Annotated in this window: 17 protein-coding genes; 7 read left to right on the top strand and 10 right to left on the bottom strand. The window is 40.4% G+C overall.

What is annotated here, in order from left to right; all coding sequences use genetic code 11:
* Window positions 1-6: 6 nt before the first annotated feature.
* The 4 genes from NSMS1_RS17195 to NSMS1_RS17180 all read right to left on the bottom strand — a co-directional run bounded on the left by NSMS1_RS17195 (window position 7) and on the right by NSMS1_RS17180 (window position 6,332).
* The gene (locus NSMS1_RS17195; RefSeq protein ID WP_224085918.1) at window positions 7-2,283 is read right to left on the bottom strand and encodes a peptidoglycan DD-metalloendopeptidase family protein; all 2,277 of its coding nucleotides are present in this window, start codon (window positions 2,281-2,283) and stop codon (window positions 7-9) included.
* A gap of 829 nt (window positions 2,284-3,112) precedes the next feature.
* Window positions 3,113-3,574, bottom strand: a complete 462-nt coding sequence (locus NSMS1_RS17190; protein ID WP_224085916.1) for a tRNA (cytidine(34)-2'-O)-methyltransferase — start codon at window positions 3,572-3,574, stop codon at window positions 3,113-3,115.
* A 213-nt stretch (window positions 3,575-3,787) separates the two neighbouring features.
* Window positions 3,788-4,927, bottom strand: a complete 1,140-nt coding sequence (gene gshA / locus NSMS1_RS17185) for a glutamate--cysteine ligase (protein ID WP_224085914.1) — start codon at window positions 4,925-4,927, stop codon at window positions 3,788-3,790.
* A gap of 487 nt (window positions 4,928-5,414) precedes the next feature.
* Window positions 5,415-6,332, bottom strand: coding sequence for a histone deacetylase (locus tag NSMS1_RS17180; RefSeq protein ID WP_224085912.1), 918 nt, complete (start codon window positions 6,330-6,332; stop codon window positions 5,415-5,417).
* A gap of 153 nt (window positions 6,333-6,485) precedes the next feature.
* Between NSMS1_RS17180 and NSMS1_RS17175 the strand changes: the two genes are divergently transcribed.
* Entirely contained in the window at window positions 6,486-7,505 is a 1,020-nt protein-coding gene (locus NSMS1_RS17175; RefSeq protein WP_224085911.1) for a mechanosensitive ion channel family protein, read from the top strand.
* 318 nt (window positions 7,506-7,823) lie between these two features.
* Here the strand turns inward: NSMS1_RS17175 and NSMS1_RS17170 are convergent, their stop codons facing one another.
* The 3 genes from NSMS1_RS17170 to NSMS1_RS17160 all read right to left on the bottom strand — a co-directional run bounded on the left by NSMS1_RS17170 (window position 7,824) and on the right by NSMS1_RS17160 (window position 10,382).
* Window positions 7,824-8,555: a hypothetical protein gene (locus NSMS1_RS17170; protein ID WP_224085908.1), complete on the bottom strand. Its 732-nt coding sequence runs from the start codon at window positions 8,553-8,555 to the stop codon at window positions 7,824-7,826.
* 44 nt (window positions 8,556-8,599) lie between these two features.
* Window positions 8,600-9,625, bottom strand: coding sequence for a glucokinase (locus tag NSMS1_RS17165; RefSeq protein ID WP_224085904.1), 1,026 nt, complete (start codon window positions 9,623-9,625; stop codon window positions 8,600-8,602).
* 109 nt (window positions 9,626-9,734) lie between these two features.
* A complete protein-coding gene (locus NSMS1_RS17160; RefSeq protein ID WP_224085901.1) occupies window positions 9,735-10,382 on the bottom strand; it encodes a histidine phosphatase family protein in 648 nt (215 codons plus the stop codon).
* Window positions 10,383-10,849: 467 nt separating this feature from the next.
* Here NSMS1_RS17160 and NSMS1_RS17155 point away from each other — a divergent pair, with 467 nt between their 5' ends.
* Window positions 10,850-11,167, top strand: a complete 318-nt coding sequence (locus tag NSMS1_RS17155; RefSeq protein WP_224085898.1) for a hypothetical protein — start codon at window positions 10,850-10,852, stop codon at window positions 11,165-11,167.
* Between the two features lie 132 nt (window positions 11,168-11,299).
* Window positions 11,300-13,027 carry a succinate dehydrogenase/fumarate reductase flavoprotein subunit gene (locus tag NSMS1_RS17150; protein WP_224085896.1) on the top strand — a complete coding sequence of 576 codons (1,728 nt, stop codon included), beginning with the start codon at window positions 11,300-11,302 and terminating at the stop codon, window positions 13,025-13,027.
* A 164-nt stretch (window positions 13,028-13,191) separates the two neighbouring features.
* Here NSMS1_RS17150 and NSMS1_RS35460 read toward each other — a convergent pair whose 3' ends face one another.
* Together NSMS1_RS35460 and NSMS1_RS17145 are read right to left on the bottom strand one after the other, a co-directional pair.
* Window positions 13,192-13,269: a DUF6887 family protein gene (locus NSMS1_RS35460; protein ID WP_411908689.1), complete on the bottom strand. Its 78-nt coding sequence runs from the start codon at window positions 13,267-13,269 to the stop codon at window positions 13,192-13,194.
* Window positions 13,270-13,289: 20 nt separating this feature from the next.
* Window positions 13,290-13,496, bottom strand: a complete 207-nt coding sequence (locus tag NSMS1_RS17145; RefSeq protein WP_224085894.1) for a DUF6888 family protein — start codon at window positions 13,494-13,496, stop codon at window positions 13,290-13,292.
* A gap of 209 nt (window positions 13,497-13,705) precedes the next feature.
* Here NSMS1_RS17145 and NSMS1_RS17140 point away from each other — a divergent pair, with 209 nt between their 5' ends.
* The 4 genes from NSMS1_RS17140 to NSMS1_RS17125 all read left to right on the top strand — a co-directional run bounded on the left by NSMS1_RS17140 (window position 13,706) and on the right by NSMS1_RS17125 (window position 17,491).
* A complete protein-coding gene (locus NSMS1_RS17140; protein ID WP_224085891.1) occupies window positions 13,706-15,358 on the top strand; it encodes a hypothetical protein in 1,653 nt (550 codons plus the stop codon).
* A gap of 5 nt (window positions 15,359-15,363) precedes the next feature.
* Window positions 15,364-15,513, top strand: coding sequence for a hypothetical protein (locus tag NSMS1_RS17135; protein WP_224085888.1), 150 nt, complete (start codon window positions 15,364-15,366; stop codon window positions 15,511-15,513).
* Window positions 15,514-15,590: 77 nt separating this feature from the next.
* Window positions 15,591-16,580: a protochlorophyllide reductase gene (locus NSMS1_RS17130; RefSeq protein WP_224085885.1), complete on the top strand. Its 990-nt coding sequence runs from the start codon at window positions 15,591-15,593 to the stop codon at window positions 16,578-16,580.
* A gap of 281 nt (window positions 16,581-16,861) precedes the next feature.
* A complete protein-coding gene (locus NSMS1_RS17125) occupies window positions 16,862-17,491 on the top strand; it encodes a TMEM165/GDT1 family protein (protein WP_224085881.1) in 630 nt (209 codons plus the stop codon).
* 104 nt (window positions 17,492-17,595) lie between these two features.
* Here NSMS1_RS17125 and NSMS1_RS17120 read toward each other — a convergent pair whose 3' ends face one another.
* Complete coding sequence (locus NSMS1_RS17120) at window positions 17,596-18,501, bottom strand: tetratricopeptide repeat protein (RefSeq protein WP_224085878.1); 906 nt, start codon at window positions 18,499-18,501, stop codon at window positions 17,596-17,598.
* Window positions 18,502-18,849: the final 348 nt, after the last annotated feature.

Below are 18,849 nucleotides of genomic sequence, written 5' to 3'. Positions count from 1 at the left end.
TTGGTCTTATATCCGGTTGCTTGGCAGCATAGCGATAGGATTCACCGCACCTTTACCAGATGGATGAATTTCAAAATGGCTGTGTGGTCCGGTGCTAAAGCCTGTGCTACCCATGTCCGCGATTTGTTGCCCTTGGGCTACCTGCTGACCAACTTGTACCAAAATTCTGCTGTTGTGGCCGTAGCGGGTCAAGCTGCCGTCGGGATGACGAATGTCTACAAGATTACCGTAACCGCCTTTGTTCCAGCCGGCTTTCTCAACTACACCAGGGGCAGAGGCATATACTGGTGTGCCAACAGGAGCTGCAATATCAATACCTCTGTGCATTCTGCCCCAGCGCCAACCGTAACCAGAGGTTAGTACACCTTTTGCTGGCCAAATGTATGATACAGAAGAGTTGGATGGAGGAGGCACGTTATCATCAATTACTTGTGGTAAGTGCTGATCTACAGCCGCCAAAGGAGGTAAGGCTGGAGATACGGTAGTTCCGCGCATTTTGCCCAAAGAATCAGAAGCATTTATGCGAGTAGGAGGTGTAGCTACCCTTCTAGGAGAAGAACTACGGGTGGGGGTGACATTACCTACACCTTGATTAGTCACAAATTCTGGATTTAAAGGCTCGTTAATGGGCAAGGTAGCCCGGAACTGTGGCTTAACAGGTTCGTTACTGTAGCTTGGTGTTAACGGCGTAGGAACAGGAATCTGTACAGCGCTTTGTTGCCGGATAGAAAGTGGTTTGGTTACTGTCACATTTCTTGGGCTAGTAACGGGGATCGGTACAGTAGCCTCATTGTTCTCTGCTACTGTTACAGATGGATTTCCAGACTGTTGATCACGGTATTTTGCCTGTAATCTTTGAATCTCTGCTTGTAAGCTACGCAAGCGATCGCCTCTAGCTCTAGCTACTTTATTAGTTTGTTGCTGAGGTTGCTGTATTTCAATAAAAGCTTTAGGTATGGGGGTATTACCTCCTACACCTTGAGTCTCGGCAGTTACAGGATTTGTTTCTGCTTGAGGAACAATTGTATCAACTTGTGTTGGTTGACTCTCAACAGTTGCTGGTGTTGGTACAGCAATAGGAATACTGGTGTTATCCGCTATAACTGGAGGCTGGGCAACTGGTAAATTAGGGTTAACTCTAATATTGTTGACAGGAGGAATGTTAGCCTCTATGGGAGTACTAGCGTACTGCACACGATTAGAGCTAATGATTACTGGTGCTTGAGCGATGGTGTTAGTGTTGGCTCTCGCTCCAGGAATAATTAGTTTTTGACTAATTTTTAGTTGATTGGGATTGCTAATATTATTGGCTTTTACCAGTTCTGCAACTGTGGTATTAAATCTGTTAGCGATCGCCGCTAAAGTATCTCCGGGCTTCACTTCATAAGTGTTCGGAGCGGATGGTGCAGTTCCTGTTAATGGTTGTACTGGGATGTTAATCGGCTGTGGCTGTTTGATTGTGGTTGCCAGATTATCTTGAGCGCCATTAGCAACTGTAAACTGCTGTTCAATGACTGTACCACTGACAGTCAACGCTGGCAGTTGATTCGCTAAAACTGTTGGCTGTGTTAATCCAATAGTAGTTTTTGATAAATCTTTTGACCCCTCAGACCGCAACTCCGCCAGACTTTTTCTTAAACGGTTCGATTTTTCTTGTAAACGATTCAGCGCAAATTCTTGCTGCGCTTTGAGTTGGGCATTAATTTCATCATTAGCAGCTGTATTGTTTGCTGCTTGTATTGTTAATAATGTGTTTTCTTCAGCCGCCGCACTGTTGACACTGTTAGTTTGTGTCGATGTTGGCTGTTCTGCATTATTTATTTGCCCCCCTTGTGCCAGTTGAGATTGCTGGTTGATGGCAGTATTGGGTGCGGCAACGTTTTTAGTATTATTCTCTGAAGCAGGAAGTTGGACAGACCTTCCACTTGCCAAAACTTGCAATTTAGCTTCAAGTCCAGGCAACTGTGACACGGCTGTCGGTTCCAGTATTACAGTATTCTCTGGGCTGCTGGCGGATAGAGCTATGGGAGTTCCTAATTTTGTAGCAGCTTTTGCTTCAGTATCAGAAGTTGTCGGAACACTTGAGGTTGCCTTTTGGCTCCCTACAGGCGCAGCAGCTTGGGCTTGATCGCTTTGTCGAGGCACCAAAAGGCTGGTTGCTCCCATAGAAATTGCAAGGCCAATCATTGCTGCTTGTCTCCGCGCCCGGCAATTAGCTTGATTGTTTACTACGGTTAACTGCTCTACCGGGGCATCATCGCTGCTAGGGGTATTGTTCAACACAGCTTTCACTCTTTTTTTCAATGCTCGTTTCAAAGACGACCTCCTATGATCACTAGCGCTTAACTGACCTAGATTTTCCAGTTGGATACTAGTCAATGATTTAGATCACATCACAAGATGGATCATGATCACATTCATCAGAGATACTTAGGCAAGATTAACCTGCTTCTCCGATTTAGACAAGTTCGCACCTGCTAGCAAAATTTTAAAGTTGCTGCGTTTACTTGTCTTTGCCACTCCACACACCCTCACACAGTTTGCTTTTCACAGTTGCTTTTGCTGATTTTGCTTCAGATGCCTGTGACCGGAAATTATATACTTACCCAGTCTATAGTTGCCATCAGCAATTTCTCGGCTAAGACTTCTGGAAAAGCGATGCCCCTGTTGTTGATATCTTCAAGGGTTTTTTACCTGATCCGTCTATCCCAACATGAGACTTTACGTTGATTATTCCCTAAAACACAACCGTATACACTTTCAACGGTTTTTTTAGCTGTAAGGGAACCAATAATCAGCTATAAAGGTACAAATGCCTTATATGAATAGTTTTCACCCTTTTTGTTTCCGAAAAATGAGATATTTTGATTCATCAAAATCTATCATTTCCGTCGTCGAGGCAATGGATTTTCCTATACAAATTTCTTATAATTACTCACCTATAACCTGACAATATTTTCTATATATTTACTGTTTTCTCCATTAATTGCAGTATCAATAAATACTTTTAAGCTAAAGACCTACTCAAGTAATACAGCTTTCAAAACTCTACATTACCTTTTTCAAGAAGCCGTATATAAGTATTGTTACCGAAATAAAATCATGTATTCATTTACAGGAGATAACCTAGCTGACGACGTGCCTCAAACAAGCCAATTGCCACACTTACTGAAAGATTTAAGCTACGAACACCAGGTTCAGCCATAGGAATATGCAGAGTAGCATCGCAAGCAGACAGAACATTAGTAGGTAAACCTGTGGTTTCACTACCGAATAACAACCAATCATCCGGTTGAAATTGAAATTGAATATAACTAGAACTGCCCTTAACCGAAAAACCTAACAATCTACCGCTACGCTCCTGATGTAGATTCTTAAAGGTTTCTATAGTTTTGTGGTAGTGCAGCTTGACGTATGGCCAGTAGTCTAAACCTGCCCTTTTAAGGTAGCGATCGCTAATTTCAAATCCTAATGGCCCTACTAGATGTAACTCTGTACCTGTAGCGGCACAAGTACGCGCGATATTGCCAGTATTGGGGGGTATTTGCGGATGAACTAAAACGACCTGGGGCATTGTACGGATAATCTTTTGTTGTATAAAATTATATATTTTTATTTAAAATCTATCAAAGGAGAGAGGTAAGTTATAGGTTTTTTTAATATGTGTCTATTAAGTTATATTGATTAGAATTTCAAAATAATAAAATTGGTCATTTGTCATTATTCCATAGTTAAAAGTCAATGGTTAACCATTAACGTTTTTAACTATGGACTATTGACTATTACTTTACGCTTTTATAGGCGTACACAGTTTATCTTGCAGTTCAATTTCCCGTTCTTGAGTGGTTGCTATGGCTTGAGTAATAACACATTGTGTATCGAAGCCGACTTTATGCAGTTGTAGCCAGTGTTGCGCTTCATTTCCTTCTCTTAAGATTTTTTGTAAAGGAGAAAGGAAACAGCTAAAACCATGTTGTTTAGCGATCGCCCAAACTTCGTGATATATTTCGTCAATCCAATCCCTAGCTATGATGCTTCTACCATCTTGCCAGTGTGTGAGTTGAGCATCAAGGCTAGAAGTTGCGGCTGCGGCTTCGTTTTTAGCCGTCAGGGTAATGAGTTCTTCACCAGAAAACTGACTTTGAGTTAAAGGATCTAAATCAGGGTTGTCTATTAATTGTAATAAGCGTGCTTCTAATAAGGCACAAATCGCTAATAAAGAAATAGGATCTGTAACTAAATCACAGATTCTTAATTCTAAGCGATTCAAATCAAAAGGACGGCGATCGCCATTTGGTCTAACTGACACCCACAAGTGGCGGACATTTTGCATTGTCCCTAGACTCAATTGTTGTTCTACCCATTCGATATGATGGGTGTGGCTTTTAAATAAAGGGACATGGCTTGGTGTTTGGGGGAATAATCCCCAACGGGTGGAATGATATCCGGTTGCTTTACCATCAATGAAAGGAGACGAGGCGCTGAGAGCTAAAAATAAAGGTGCTTCTACACGAATTAACCGACAAGCACGCATTAACACTTCAGGATCAGCAATACCTACATTTATATGTACGCTAGCGGTGACTACTTTTGTGCCGTAGCTTTGCTCAATATAGTCATGATATGGGTTGGCTGGGTCGGAACGGAAAAAGCGATCGCTTCCACCTAAAGATAAGGTACTCCCTGGAATCAGGGTATAGTCACCCAATTGTTGCAGGTAATTTCTTAGTTCACGCCGAGGACGTAGCAAGGCGCACAATAAACTTTCGTAACTATCTAATGGGTCGGTTGTATATTCTACGTTACGGCTATCTGGTTCTCGAACAAATCCATCCAAATCGGCGACAATTTTATCCGAGAGACCTACAATGTCACCTTGAGGCGTTCCGGTGTACATCTCAATCTCAAAGCCCTTTAATAAAACCACTTGCTTCTCCTCGGCTCTCCCAGCCATTAAATTGTATCGACTAAGACAATCCTTTACATCGACATACGGCCGAATTTTTTCTTGAGAATTATGAAACTGTAGACTGAGGTCTGTGAATTTGTGACCCCACTCAAGGCTGGTTGTGAATTTTCAGGGTGGATAATTACCTAATTCGCAACCTTTAACTCACAACACATAATTCTGCCTAATTTTCTAATCAGCGAAGAACTAGAAAAGTCATAAGTATCACTAGTGATTTTTTAAACTAATAATCTACCAGTGAACCTAACTACAGGTAACTGCACCAGCCAAAATACGCAACCTATGTAACGGTGGTTTCCTCTGGCAGATACATAGAAAAACACCAATGTCTATCAAAACGGAATTTTTTTACTATTACTTACTGTATGTCTCAATTTAACGTTTTATACAAGTTATTTTGATGTGATCTATAGTCTCATAAAATGTCCAATTGTTTAATAGTGGATTAAAGCTTGTATTGGCGGTAGATTTGACTAGCAGCACGATGTACTAAGGAATGTCGCCAAACCAAAGCTTCCATATCATCAGCGTAACCGCCACCAATGACGCAGGCGACAGGATAACCAGAACTAACACAGGTAGTTAAAACCTGCATTTCCCGACGAAAAAGTCCAGTATCACTTAATGCTAGTTTACCTAAGCGATCGCCTATATGTGGATCAACGCCAGCATCGAAAAATACCAAATCCGGCTTGATATCTATTAGCAAATCTGGTAGGTAACTGGCTAAGGTTTGCAAGTAAGCGTCATCTTCCATTCCTACAGGTAGGGAAACATCTAAATCACTATTTTGCTTAGTTCCTGGGAAGTTGACTTCGCAGTGCATGGAGAAGGTAAATACACTGTCGTCATCTTGAAAAATAAAAGCTGTACCGTCGCCTTGATGCACATCCAAGTCAACAATGAGGATTTTTTGGACGAGTCCCATTTTTTGTAAAACGCGAGATGCGATCGCTAAATCGTTGAAAATACAAAAACCAGAACCATAACTGGGAAAAGCGTGATGAGTACCACCAGCCGTGTTACAAGCTAAACCGTGAGTAAGTGCTAACTGCGCTGTCAGAATTGTCCCGCCCACCGCCACACAGGTACGATTTGCTAATGCTGGACTCCAAGGTAAACCAATACGACGCTGTGCTTTGGGATCTAATGTACCTTCACAGTACGCTTGTACATAGTCTGGGGTATGAACCAACTCGATTAACTCTTGAGGTGGAAGTTTTGGCGTATGAAATTGTTCTGGTTGTGCTACGCCATCGGTTAATAGCAATTCATAGAGTTTCTTAAATTTTGACATCGGGAAGCGATGTCCTTCAGGTAATGGTGCAACGTAATCCGGGTGATAAATAATTGGCAATTCCATATTGTATATTTTCACCCAAAGGCTGATGCTAAATCCAAATAAATATCATAGTTTATCCTGAATGTAAGCACTAGTATCAAAATGCTTTTTTTGCGAACGCGGTAAAATCTGGCAATAGGAAATATGCTAATGAATTACAACCTCAATCTAATTATGATGGACTGGATTTTACCTCTGGGATTTCTCTTGTTTGGTTTAATTACCGGAGTAATTGGCGAAAAATTTATATTTAAGAGATTAGAAAAATTCGCATTCAAAAAGGAAATCCCTGGAAGCCACATTATTTTTAAATCTTTGAAGCGTATGCCATTTATTTGGTTTACTCTTGCAGGAATTTCAGCAGCAATTGTTAGTGCGCCTTTAAAGCCAGATGTGGTTATTTTACTGCAAAAGATTACTAAAATTGCTTTTCTCGTATCAGTCACATTAGTTTTAGCTAATTTAGTTTCAGGATTCGTCAAACTATATACACATAAGACAGAAAGAGCTACAGCATCACTGATTGCTAACCTTGCTAAAGCTTGTGTTTTGCTTTTAGGTGTATTACTTTTATTACAAACGCTAGGTATTGAAATTACGCCAATTGTTACCACTTTAGGAGTTGGTGGTTTAGCAGTAGGTTTAGCACTACAAGATACGCTTGCTAATTTATTTTCAGGTTTCTATTTAATTATTTCTAAACAAGTTAGAACTGGTGATTATGTCAAGCTAGATGCAGGTCAAGAAGGATACGTCACAGATATTTCTTGGCGTAATACTACTATCAGGGAATTATCTAATAATGTAATTATCGTACCTAACTCTAAATTGTCATCGGCAATTTTTACTAACTATCATTTACCTGCAAAGGAAATTACTTTAACCATGAATGTAGGTGTTAGTTATGATAGTGATTTAGAAGAGGTAGAAAAAGTAACTGTAGAAGTAGCTAAAGAAGTTATGAGGGAAATTGCTCCGAAATTAATAGAAAATGAACCGTATATTAGATTTCATACTTTTAACGATTTTAGTATCGATTTTACTTTATATATGCGTGTTAGCGAATATTTTGATCAGCGTATCGGTAAACATCTATTTATTAAAAAGCTTCATAAACGCTATCAAAAAGCAGGGATTTCTATTCCATTTCCTATTAGAGATGTATATTTTCATGGAAAAGTAAATGATGGTTAATTTTATGCTGATCATGCCACAAAGTTGATACAGATTTTACTTGTATAAATAGGGCGGGCAAGATGCCCACCCCACAAGAATTTGATTCAATTTCAATTGTTAATTAGAGTTGTTAAGCCTCTCTACCAAAATTTACATGAAGATTTTGGTGTTGCTAAATCAAGGGATAATTCTTGTAGGGTAGGCAGGATGCCTGCCCTTAAATACAAGGGACGGGGAAGATGCCCATCCCACGAAAATAGTAAAATCATCCTGCAAATATGCAACATCAAGATTTTTATCAAAACCTTCATTTATGAAAATTTCCAGTTCTTAGTTTCATCTTTTCAGAACTAATTGGAAAGAGTTAAGATATCCTGTAATCGTTTTAGCTAATGACTTTTGCTGTTTTTTGCTAGTGATAGCCATTACTTGATACAAGCGTCCATCAGCCACATAAATTCTACTTCTAGTGATTTTACCACCAGAATTTATGTATGTAATTTCCTTTCCTAGATGACCGTTAGAACTACGAATATCACGTTGATTCAATAAATTACTTTTCGTAGTTTTTAACGCCATATCGCGGACGTTATTCAAAATTTCTTGAGGATCTGTTAATTTCCCATAACTGTAGGGAAATTCGTTGTATACGACTAAGTAGGCTACTTCCTGTTTTGGGGGTTGGGCTAAAAATACATTTAAGTTAATTTCCCCCATGTAAGTCTTTTGGGTTTGAAACTCTTGCTTTGGTGAACCCGGCATCAAAACAGAAAAGCGTCCATCTGGGGCATTAAACAGCTTCCATTCTGGTTGAATTGGTTCAGTTACGGTTGGTTTCTTTTGAGAGTCAGTTTTTTTGGCAACAGTTGGTTTCTTTTGAGTATCGTTTTTTTTGGCAACGGTTGGTTGCTTTTGAGACTGTGCTTTTCTAACAACAGTTGGTTTTTTACCAGACACAACTGTTTTTGCTGGAACGTTGGCACGCTTGATTTGACGAGCTTCTACAGTCATTGAGCCGCTACAAACTAAGGTAGCGGCGATTAATGATAACACAACTTTTAGTGTCATAGTTTTGGCATTCGCAGATGCTGCTATTACTGGCGATGTGCTAGTTATAACCTAGCAGCACACAAAGCAGCACCTATTAATCCTACTTGTGGATTGAGAATAATATGTATAGGTATTTCTTCCAAAAGTGGACGCATTCTGCCTTTCTGGCTGAAATTGAGTAAGAAATTGCTGTTTTCAATCAATGATAAGTTTTTAGGGGCAATGCCACCTGCAATGTATAAACCACCGTATGGTAAGAGTTTGAGGGCTAAGTTACCGGCTTCTGCACCATAAGCATCTATAAATAATTGCAGGGTTTGTTCGGAAAGGCGATCGCTTTTCTGCACTGCGGCTTTACCAATAGCTGCACCAGGATCAACGCTTTTTTCTGCTTGTCCGGCTTGTTGTTCCCAAGTGCGGACAACTTGAGCGATTTCTGGAGATTCGGTGGCGAGTTTGCGATCGCGTAAAAATTGGTAAATCGCTACAATTCCCTGTCCCGAAACCACCCGTTCCACAGACACACGCTGGATATCATGTTTATCCAGCAAATATTTCATTAGCTGAAACTCTAACTCGTTGCGAGGGGCAAAATCAGCGTGTCCACCTTCAGAGGGGAAAACTTGATAGTGGTTTTCCTGTTTGATTAAAAATCCTTGTCCTAATCCAGTACCAGCACCAATTATGCCGATAGGTGCTTCTGGTTTTGGTTTACCAACTTGTAAAGTGCGTAAATCTTGCTTACCCAAACCAAAAATCCCATAACCAACAGCCGCAAAATCATTAATTAGGGAAATTAAGGGAATACTTAATTCTTGGGCTAATCGTTCAGTATCCAAAAACCACGCCAAATTAGTCAACTTGGCAGTATTATTCACCACTGGGCCAGCGATCGCAAAACAAGCTTTCTGGGGTGTAGGTGTATTAGCCTTGACCAAAAACTGCTGCACCATCGGGACTAAATCGGGAAAATCTCCACTATGGTAAGTTTCCTCAAAAATAGTTTTTAACTCCGATGAGTCTGATATCTCCACCACACGCAAAATAGTTTTCGTCCCGCCAATATCTCCTGCTAATAATAAAGTCATAAAACTTACTAGTAAATTGGTCAGTAGTTATTAGTCCATAGTCCATAGTCCACAGTCAACAGCCCAAGGAAAGGGTAAGGGGAAAAGCCTTTTGTCAACTGTTAACATACTAAGCAAATCGAATCACTTCCTCTACTTCTGCTAGGTGGGAAGTATCCCCCTTTAGTTCTAATAACCAATCTGGGTCGTAACGCACAACCTTGACTAAAGAACATAAAGAAGCTTTAACTTCAGTTTTGGCAATTTCTCCTACTAACCCCATAGCAGCACCCAGCACAGATGCACCATGCGCTACCAGTAAAATATTTTCGGGGAAGAACTCCGTCGCCAAACACCTAGCAGTTTGTCCAGAACGCGCCCTGACTTCTTCATGAGTTTCGGGGTAATTTGCTGCAATGCGTGCTGTATAACCGAGATCGATTCTAGGAAATAATTCTGCTAACGCTGAAATTGACAGCCGTTCTGGTTCTTCCGTCATCCAAGCTGGATTAAGCCATTCACTCAACCCTGTCTCTAGATTAATCGGTAAATTCAAAACTTCTGCCACTGCATCAGCAGTTTGTACAGTTCGCAGAAAAGGAGAAGCGAAAATATGATGGATTTTCTCTGTTTGCAAACGTTGCGCTAACTGTTTAGCTTGCATCATCCCATCATCAGATAAGGGTGGATCATAACGTCGTTCTGCGGTAAGGAACCAGTCGGGGTTAACAAAGTCGAGGCGGTTAGCATGTCTTGCGATCCAGACTATTTGACTCATGGGTTTGGTTGAGGGGGCGAATTGAACTCGCTGCAAACAAAAATACACACCCTAAAAGACGGGTGCAAACTCAATATATGATAAATCTTGTAATAATTTGTAATTAATCGTTGGTCAATAGTCAATAGTCAAACAATTTTAGATTTTGGATTGACGATCTTGGATTGACTGCACCCACAAGGGGATGCAGCTTGGAGATTTTGGATTGACGAAGCAGCGCGATTTGTTCTGCCCACCAGGGGCAGGGCTTGAACCAAAAATAATCCAAAATCCAAAATTTAAAATCTAAAATTAGTACGGTCAATAGTCAACAGTCCATAGGCACAGTTATTTTCTTCTTGTGCCTTACTCCTTAGTCGCTATTTATGAAGTGATATTACAAACCTTGCAAAAATATTGAGAAATTGTCTCTATGCCAATCCTGGTTTTAACGTAGAACCTATAGGAGAGACTTGAGGCAAATATAAATGAGCAAAGTTAGTAATCAAAACTATCGTTTTGTCTGCACTTTAACTTTTGGTGATATCTACGGTCAAATAATTGTTTGGTTAATTACGATTGTTCTGAGTTTGGCATCGGCTTTAGCTCTGATGGGTGCTAGAAGACCAGTATATGCGTTAGTAACTGTAGGTCTTGTTGTATTACTTTCCCTACCTTTCTTGTTGTTTGCATTTGTAACTACATTGTTAAATCATATTGAAGTTATGGCTGTAGAACCAGGTACAAAAACCGAACCCATTCCAGGTAACGTTTCTCAACAACAACCTGTACAAGCAACAAGTTGACAATAGTATTAACAAGTTTTGTATTTTCCTTTCCCTGTCTACTGATGGGGATTTTTTTTGTAAAGATACCAAACATCTCAGTGAATCACCTCTTTACAATAGAACAGCAGCGTTCTGTAGTCGGTAGTTAATATGCTAGAGCATGATGTAATTATTGTTGGGGGTGGATTGGCTGGGTGTCGAGCGGCTGTGGAAATTGCTCGTACTGACCCTAGTTTAAATGTTGCAGTAGTCGCTAAAACCCATCCTATCCGTTCTCACTCGGTTGCCGCCCAAGGTGGCATGGCAGCATCATTAAAAAATGTCGATTCCGAAGACTCTTGGGAAGCCCACGCTTTTGATACTGTCAAAGGTTCTGATTATTTAGCAGATCAAGATGCAGTAGCGATACTCGCTCAAGAAGCTCCAGATGTGGTAATTGACCTGGAACATATGGGGGTTTTGTTCTCTCGTCTAAGCGATGGTCGCATTGCTCAACGGGCTTTTGGTGGACACTCCCATAACCGTACTTGTTACGCTGCTGATAAGACTGGTCACGCAATTCTGCATGAATTGGTAAATAATTTGCGGCGTTACGGTGTGCATATTTATCAAGAGTGGTACGTGATGCGCCTGATTTTGGAAGAAAATGAGGCTAAGGGCGTGGTCATGTACAGCTTGTTAGATGGGCATATTGAGATAGTTAGGGCAAAAGCGGTAATGTTTGCCACTGGCGGTTATGGTCGCGTTTATAATACCACTTCCAATGATTACGCCTCCACTGGTGATGGCTTGGCGATGACTGCGATCGCAGGTTTACCTCTAGAAGACATGGAGTTTGTCCAATTCCACCCTACAGGTTTATATCCGGTTGGTGTGTTGATTTCCGAAGCTGTCCGTGGGGAAGGAGCATATTTAATTAACAGTGAAGGCGATCGCTTCATGGCTACCTACGCACCCAGTCGCATGGAACTAGCCCCTCGTGATATTACCTCAAGAGCGATCGCTTATGAAATTCGCGCTGGGCGTGGTGTCCACCTTGATGGAAGTGCAGGCGGCCCCTTTGTCTACCTAGATTTACGCCACATGGGCAAAGAAAAAATTATGAGCCGCGTTCCCTTCTGTTGGGAAGAAGCCCACCGCCTAGTCGGTGTAGATGCAGTGACTCAACCGATGCCAGTTCGTCCGACAATTCACTATTGTATGGGTGGTATCCCTGTGAACACAGATGGACGAGTCCGTAGTAGTGGTGATGGCTTAGTTGAAGGCTTTTTTGCGTCTGGGGAAACATCTTGTGTATCTGTTCATGGTGCAAATCGTCTAGGTAGTAATTCGCTATTGGAATGTGTAGTTTATGGTAAGCGCACAGGGGCGGCGATCGCTCAATATGTGCAGCAACGCAAGTTACCAACCATAGATGAGCCACGTTACATTACACAAGCCCAACAAGAAATTCAAGCCTTACTAGAACAGCCAGGACAGTACCGCATTAACGAAGTCCGCGAAGCATTCCAAGATGCAATGACCGAATATTGCGGCGTTTTTCGCACACAAGAATTAATGAGTCAAGGCTGGGATAAAATCTCAGAACTACAAAATAAATATAGTCAAGTATATTTAGATGACAAAGGCACTTGTTGGAATACCGAACTAGTAGAAGCTTTAGAATTGCGGAGTTTAATCGTAGTTGGACAAACCATTTTAGCCTCAGCCCTTAACCGTCGAGAAAGTCGTGGCGCACACTTCCGTGAAGATTACCCCCAGCGCGATGACGAAAATTTCCTTCAACACACAATGGCTTACTATTCACCCGCAGGTATTGACATTCAATATCGCCCAGTAGTGATTAATATGTTTGAGCCAAAGGAAAGGAAGTATTAGGTAAACCTAATAAATCGAGGGGACTATCAACATTAGTCCACCTCGATGAAAAAATTGTAAATTATCAAGCAGAGTCTAACTGTTTCTGAATCGCCGCTTTTATCTTCTGTTCCCATTCGGGATCATTCAATTCAATAGCAACATCCCGCTTACGAGATTTACGTCTATCCATGATAAGCATAAGAAGCTTCCCTATCATCCTTATGATTGACAAGGTAACGCTTTAGCTCTTGGTCAGTCATTGTAGTATAGTTTGCTTTTGTTATGGTTCTATTCTACTATTTAGTAAAATTACCATCTCTATCTCTTCATTTTTTCCTGCTAAAACAAATATATTTAGAGTTCTTTCATCCAATCGCACAATGTGAATTGGCTGAAACATGACATTTGTGAGTTGATAACAGAGCCTATCTAAACACTGTAGCTGTTCTGCTGTTGGTTGTCCTTCAGCATTTGGTGCAAAACTCATCACAAAACACTGACATACAATGGACTCCAGCTATTCCCTGTTCATCATCCTCTAACATAAATTAACAGGAAAAATTTCTAAGTATCTTTATGGATGCCTAGCAATAAAAAAACATAAACTTATAAATAAGTGATGTATGATACTGGAAATCCAAAAACTGTAAAACATCATTCAATCATACATCTTAATTACGTAAGGATATAACTATCATGTTTAAACTTAGTTTAAAGTTGAAGCATCTTAGTAAAACCGTACTTATAGGATATAGCCTGATTTTTCTAGCAATCCTCATAGGTTTTATCACAAGAATTATTGGCGTTTTTCAATACGTATCATTTGATATTGGCCCGGCTCCTGATCAAATCAAGGATGCCTTTACAGTTATCAATATGTGGAAAGGTGAGTTACCTACACTTGGCCCCCAGGCGGCTGTGGGTGGACACCATATCTTACCCTTGTATTATTATCTTTTTTGGCCTTTTACCCTTTTAGGCGCAGATCCAGTCTTCCAAGCTTTACCCAATGGCTTATTTTCTTTTTTATCTATTTCATTATTAATGTATTTAGTTTATCAACTGCTAGAAAATGTTGAGCCACAAAAGAAAATTTTTCTAACTGGTTTAGCTGGCTTTTGGTATAGCGTGCTTTATGGCGAAATATTTATCAATAATTATCAATGGAATCCTAGTTCAATTCCTTTCTTTTTCATAGCCTTTACCTTACTATACCATTTTCAAATGGAGGCTAAATTCTCTTTCCCAGTTCAAGCTATATTATGGGCTGGATATGGAATAGTTTTGGCTATATTAATGAGCTTACACTCTTCCACTCTATTTGTAATGCCGATTGTATTTGTTATTAGCTGTGCAATCTTTTTATATAAAGTTATTAAAAGAAAATTTTACTTATTAACAATATTGCCTGTTATCAGTGTTATATCGGGTGTAATTGTATTACTACCATACTGGATAGGTGAGTTTGGCAGAGGATTTCAAAATACTAAATTTATTATCAAAGTTATATTTCAGTCTAAGACAGGTACAAATAGCTCTTTATTCGCAAGTTTAGCTAAGAGATTGAGCAATGTATTTTTGAATTATTTCAAACTATTTCAAGAACCATATTTGTGGAATCCTTCATTGCTTTACTTCCTAATATCAATTATCTTCCTCAGTGTGGTTACTTATTTTGGCATTACTAAATTTAAAGGTAATCAATATATTTGGGGTATCTTGTGTTCTACATGGGGTATCTATCTTTATGCTGCTTCTAATCTTGATTCAGAAACAACTGTTTTTCATTACAAAATACTAATAATATTTGCGCCTATCATTTTAACGATTACTTCTCTTGCTTACCTAAATTTTTCTAAAAGTAAAAAACGAATTTTCTATATCATCACAGGCTTGATTATTTTTATATCCTGCCTTAACAACTTATTTTATGAGTCGCAATTTCTCTTAAGTAAATATGGTAGCAACCGGGTGATGAACACAGCAGATATGACCCAAATTATCAGTCAGTTACCATCAGGTGCAGTTGTTTGCGATCCTAGAGTGAAGAATCGGAGGAAAATTCATAATCAATATAATTATATTGATACAAATATTACGCGGAAGGGCATTAAACTTGTTAATGTTTGTGAGGCGGGTAATTATGTTATTCATCCTAAAAGATCGCTAATTGTAGATGGTACATATGTCAATGATGCAGCTTACGAAAAACCCCATTTTGTAAAATATAGTCCATCGGATTTAGAGAAGTTATGGCCTATATTTAAAATCGTGGAAAATGGCAAGATTGCTAAACCAGCCAAAGTTGTTGCAGAAACATACACAGCCACAGTTTATCTTTTAGACTAGGACGGATGAATCAACGTTTAACTGCGTTGGTTGATCTAAATATGATGTGCCTGCCATTATGCGATCGCCTACACCCAGATACTCCAGCCCCAAGATTTGTTAAGCAATTTAAACTAAAAGTTGCGATAAATGTAGAGCATTGTAACAGTCAGTAATCAATCAACCGGAAGGAGTAACTCATTAGGGTAAGATCCTGAAAATAGGAAAAGGCGATTAATAGAGTCTTAAGACAATGGCACAGGATCGAAAATCAACGGTTATAGTTACTGGAGCTTCTTCTGGGGTTGGTTTGTATGCAGCTAAAGCCCTTGCTAAAAGCGGTTGGCACGTTGTTATGGCTTGCCGTAATTTAGAAAAGGCAGAACAAGCAGCGCAAGAAGTAGGTATCCCCAAGGACAGCTACACCATCATGCACATTGATCTGGGTTCTTTGGATAGTGTGCGCCAGTTTGTCAACAATTTTAGAGCAAGCGGCAAGTCTTTAGAAGCTTTGGTATGTAACGCTGCAATTTATATGCCCTTGATTAAGGAACCTTTACGCAGCCCAGAAGGTTACGAGTTAACCATGACTACCAATCACCTTGGTCATTTTCTCCTATCTAACCTCTTGCTTGAGGACTTGCAAAAGTCATCGGCGACGGATAAGAGACTGGTAATTTTGGGAACCGTTACACATAACCCAGATGAACTAGGCGGTAAGATTCCACCACGCCCAGACTTGGGTAATTTAGAAGGCTTTGCCCAAGGCTTTAAACCGCCCATTTCTATGATTGATGGGAAAAATTTTGAACCAGTGAAGGCTTACAAAGATAGCAAAGTATGTAACGTCCTCACCATGAGAGAACTACATCGCCGTTATCACGAGTCAACAGGAATCTCTTTCACTTCTCTCTATCCTGGTTGCGTAGCAGAAACACCACTATTCCGTAACCACTACCCCTTATTCCAAAAACTCTTCCCCTTATTCCAGAAATATATTACAGGGGGATACGTATCTCAAGATTTGGCGGGAGAAAGGGTTGCAGATGTGGTTGCGGCTGCTGAATACAAACAATCTGGTGCTTACTGGAGTTGGGGTAATCGTCAGAAAAAAGATGGTAAATCTTTTGTGCAGAAAGTTTCTCCCCAAGCCCGCGACGATGAAAAAGGCGAACGCCTATGGGAGTTGAGCGAAAAGTTAGTTGGGCTGGAATCACAAAAGCCCGTCGCGCTCAACAGTTAACTATTCTCTATGTCAATCTAAAATCACAAATTTAAAATCCAAAATTGGTTGACTCTGGACTAAGACAGATATATAATCAATTCTGATAGAAGGGGAGTAGCTGCTGGCAAAAGCCAGTACATCTGAATCAACATACTGGTGATGAACCTGGTTCAGATGACAATAACTAAAGATTTGTAAGCGAGACCTTCACTAAGTTCACATTCAAGATGTGGCTTGGTGAGGTCTTTTGGCATTCATCAAGCTCCACATCACTAAACGTCCTTCAGGAGCTTGAGAGAGTGCTAACAGCTTTTACCGCAGGTTTATTACTAATTACAGTTTCCGAACTGGGAGATAAGACTTTCTTCATCGCTATGATATTAGCGATGCGCCATTCCCGACGTTTGGTATTTGCCGGGGTGGTAGCAGCTTTAGCAGCGATGACAATCTTGTCAGTGATGTTTGGACAAGCAATTTCTAGATTGCCAAAAGTTTATATTCACTATGCTGTAATCTTTTTATTCTTTGCCTTTGGAATTAAGCTGTTATACCAAGCTACTAAGATGACGAAGGCGGCAGCAAAAGCTGGAATGATGGAAGAGATAGAAGAAGCAAAAGAAGCCGTAGAGAAAGCCGATTTGCATCTATCAAAACGAAAAACACCTTGGTCTATTATTACAGAAGCCTTTGTTTTAACATTTATGGCTGAATGGGGCGATCGCACTCAAATTGCCACCATCGCCCTAGCAGCCGGGAATAACATCATTGGCGTAACATCAGGAGCCATTTTAGGTCATACCATTTGTGCAGCGATCGCCGTCATCGGTGGCAAAATGATTTCAGGCAAAATTTCTGAGCGCCAACTCACCTTTGCTGGTGGATGTTTGTTTTTGATTTTTGGTGTCGTCGCTGCTATTGAAGGAGCGTAACAATTCAAAATTCAAAATTCAAAAAAAGATAAAGAGATGAGGAAGCAGATAATCTTACTCCTACTCTTAACTCCCTCATCTTCCTCTACTCCTCCACTCCTTCACTACTTCGGACTAGCTTCAGGTGTCGGTGTAGCTGTCGTAGCAGTTGTTGGGGTAGTAGGAGTACCAGCTTGTGTAGGCGTAACAGATGTGGAGGCTGCTTTACTAATCTCATCTTTGTATTGTGCAGGAGCTAGAGCTAAAGCACTATCAAATAAAGGTTTAGCTTCTGCTGTTTGTCCCTGTTGCTTTAAAAGCAATGCTTTTGCCAAAACTGGGCGGAAATCCTTTGCATCCCTCTTAATTGCTTGGTCAAATGTGGCCATAGCTTGGGGAAAACGCTTTTGGGAAGCATGAACATTTCCCAACAACACTTCTACAGCCACTACATCAACACTTCCAGGCTGGATGGTGTTTACTTGAGATGCCTTAGCCAGAGTATCTTGTAATAAGCCAACAGCCGCCTCTGGGCGTTGCTGATCTATTAGTAAAACTACCATGCCCTGTAAAGCCTTTAAATCACCCGGTTTTGTCGCCAAAATTGCCCGGTAAGCTTGAGCTGCGCCTTCCTTATCACCAATTTGCTGTTTGGCTTGAGCTAAGAGAACTCCATACTCAGTTTGCTCAGGATTGAGCTTGGCTAACTTTTCTAAAGGCTCTATCACACCTTGGACATTACCCTCTTTTAAAGCTAAAAGTTGTAGCCGTGCTTGTAATAGACCCTTCAATGCTGCTTGATTTTCTGGTTCCCTTTGTAGAACCGATTCATATCCACGTACTTGGTCTTCCAATTGAGACTTTTGATTGGAAGCTACTGGAGTGCTTGGGTTAGTGGCGCTATTTTGGTTTGGAGGTGACGCACTATTATTTAGCGCCCCAATGATTGGCAGCACCGAAACACCTATAAATGCTAGAACTGCCAGCGCTAAGATGAGTTGAACTATCCAGCGATTGCGCGATTGAGACACGATTTAAACGCCCTCCGTAACTATAATCACAATATTATCGAGACGAAATAGAAAGTTAAAAATTTCCAAAACCTTGCGGAATACCGCCAAATCTCTGTGAATTTTATAACAAACAACCGATTAACACCGTTAAAGTTAAGTGATGACTTTAGAGGGAGCCGTCACAATAGAAGCTATGATATGCTTCCGAAACTAGTATAAAGGCGCTAAATTACAGATTTAGAGTAGAATGACGAGTCTAGCGTCTTTAAAATTGTATAGAGCGCTGTGATTTATGAAAAGCCAATATACTTTCATCAGTCACATCAGCGCTCTTTCTCGATGCTTTAGTAAAATCCCACCTTTTGG

The sequence above is a fragment of the Nostoc sp. MS1 genome (assembly GCF_019976755.1).
In the GTDB taxonomy this organism is placed as follows: Bacteria; Cyanobacteriota; Cyanobacteriia; order Cyanobacteriales; family Nostocaceae; genus Trichormus.
Note: the sequence above shows the minus strand (reverse complement) of the source record. Positions and strands in the feature narration are given on the sequence as shown.

Coding starts and splice junctions, on each gene's coding strand:
- NSMS1_RS17190 (WP_224085916.1), bottom strand. CDS start 3,574: ATGCCCCAGGTCGTTTTAGTTCATCCGCAAATACCCCCCAATACTGGC.
- NSMS1_RS17180 (WP_224085912.1), bottom strand. CDS start 6,332: ATGGAATTGCCAATTATTTATCACCCGGATTACGTTGCACCATTACCT.
- NSMS1_RS17175 (WP_224085911.1), top strand. CDS start 6,486: ATGATGGACTGGATTTTACCTCTGGGATTTCTCTTGTTTGGTTTAATT.
- NSMS1_RS17170 (WP_224085908.1), bottom strand. CDS start 8,555: ATGACACTAAAAGTTGTGTTATCATTAATCGCCGCTACCTTAGTTTGT.
- NSMS1_RS17165 (WP_224085904.1), bottom strand. CDS start 9,625: ATGACTTTATTATTAGCAGGAGATATTGGCGGGACGAAAACTATTTTG.
- NSMS1_RS17160 (WP_224085901.1), bottom strand. CDS start 10,382: ATGAGTCAAATAGTCTGGATCGCAAGACATGCTAACCGCCTCGACTTT.
- NSMS1_RS17155 (WP_224085898.1), top strand. CDS start 10,850: ATGAGCAAAGTTAGTAATCAAAACTATCGTTTTGTCTGCACTTTAACT.
- NSMS1_RS17150 (WP_224085896.1), top strand. CDS start 11,300: ATGCTAGAGCATGATGTAATTATTGTTGGGGGTGGATTGGCTGGGTGT.
- NSMS1_RS35460 (WP_411908689.1), bottom strand. CDS start 13,269: ATGACTGACCAAGAGCTAAAGCGTTACCTTGTCAATCATAAGGATGAT.
- NSMS1_RS17145 (WP_224085894.1), bottom strand. CDS start 13,496: ATGAGTTTTGCACCAAATGCTGAAGGACAACCAACAGCAGAACAGCTA.
- NSMS1_RS17140 (WP_224085891.1), top strand. CDS start 13,706: ATGTTTAAACTTAGTTTAAAGTTGAAGCATCTTAGTAAAACCGTACTT.
- NSMS1_RS17135 (WP_224085888.1), top strand. CDS start 15,364: ATGAATCAACGTTTAACTGCGTTGGTTGATCTAAATATGATGTGCCTG.
- NSMS1_RS17130 (WP_224085885.1), top strand. CDS start 15,591: ATGGCACAGGATCGAAAATCAACGGTTATAGTTACTGGAGCTTCTTCT.